The organism is Adhaeribacter terreus (assembly GCF_042657365.1).
GTDB classification, from domain to species: domain Bacteria; phylum Bacteroidota; class Bacteroidia; order Cytophagales; family Hymenobacteraceae; genus Adhaeribacter_A; species Adhaeribacter_A terreus.
Genome location: NZ_JBHSKT010000021.1, coordinates 1 through 1,320 on the forward strand (window position 1 = coordinate 1; position 1,320 = coordinate 1,320).

Here is a 1,320-nt window from a genome sequence, read left to right on the forward strand (position 1 = left end):
TCACCTTTTCAGCCATTCCATTTAGCACTTTAGCAACAAATTAATTGCACTCCTGAAACAGCCCCTTGCTAAAGTACAACTCCCTTTCCAACCCGGCGTTAAAACCCATATATCACAAACAAGCAAAACAACCTTTACTAAACTGAAAACAAACTTTATTAAACGCAAAGATTCCGATACAAAACTTTTACTCTTTAAAGCCATGAAAACATACTTACTTTCGCTCCTCTTTTTGCTTTCCTCCTTCCTTGGTTTTAACGCCAGCGCCCAATCCTTAGGCATTCCCTGCCCGGAAGGCTGCAATATGGACCCGCTCTGCGTGATCGAGGAAAACTGCTTCCGCTTCGAATATTTCGGCGCCCTGGATCAGGGAAACGGCACCACCCAGCTCAAGTTCAAGATCTACAACGCCAGCCGCTATGCCTTTGAGCACGTAATGTTCGAGCTGCCGGGCCAGAACCTGCCTGCCATTGCCCCTAAATCTTCTTACTCCAGCCGCTTCTCTTATTCTGTGCAACCGCTCTTAAACGACTCGCTCATCAAATTCACCGGCCTGAACACACTCAATTACCGCTACGACCAGAATGACGTTTTCCGTTATATCGTAGACTCTGCCACTTTCCATAACGGCGAGAACTCCACGATCGAAATTGTAGCCAAAGCCGGTGATTTTGTAGCCATCGTTACCTTTAACCTCGAAGAATGCGATGACATGCCGATCAACCCGCTGCCGGTAGAACTGGTTTCTTTTAAAGGTGCTGCTGCGGGACAAGGCGTAGCTTTAGACTGGGAAACGGCTTCTGAGAAAAACAATGCTTTCTTCTCGATTCAGCACTCAACCGATGGCCGTAATTTTGAATCGGTGGGTTACGTGGAAGGAAACGGCACAACGGCCATGGCCCATAAATATGCCTTTACTCACACCCAGCCCGCTGCCGGCAAGAATTACTACCGCCTGAAACAAGTGGACCATGACGGTACTTCAGCTTACAGCAAAATTGTAGTAGTAGAAAGCAAAGGTGCTCCTGAAATGAAACTGACCGTATTCCCGAACCCGGTAGTGAACGGCGAAGTGAACCTGAAACTGGACCGCGCTTTAACCGGCTCTGAAACGGCTACCGTGCAACTGCGTGACCTGAACGGCCGCCTGATCATGGACCGCAGCTTAAGCGGCTCCCAGACCATGAACCTCAACCTGAAACAGCATAACTTAAAGCCAGGCATTTACCTGATCTCCCTGCAAAACGGCGCTGCCACTACCCACCAGAAAATTGTGGTGCAGTAAGCTTGAATAGCCTAGTAATTAAAACAACCCCTTAA

At 48.3% G+C, this 1,320-nt stretch carries 1 protein-coding gene; it reads left to right on the forward strand.

The genetic code is table 11. The features are described 5' to 3' along the window. The first annotated feature begins 202 nt into the window (after nt 1-202). The gene (locus ACFPIB_RS17465; RefSeq protein ID WP_378018760.1) at nt 203-1,285 is read left to right on the forward strand and encodes a T9SS type A sorting domain-containing protein; all 1,083 of its coding nucleotides are present in this window, start codon (nt 203-205) and stop codon (nt 1,283-1,285) included. Nucleotides 1,286-1,320: the final 35 nt, after the last annotated feature.

What these genes read in the sequence shown, in the direction of transcription:
- ACFPIB_RS17465 (WP_378018760.1), top strand. Translation starts at nt 203, where the DNA reads ATGAAAACATACTTACTTTCGCTCCTCTTTTTGCTTTCCTCCTTCCTT.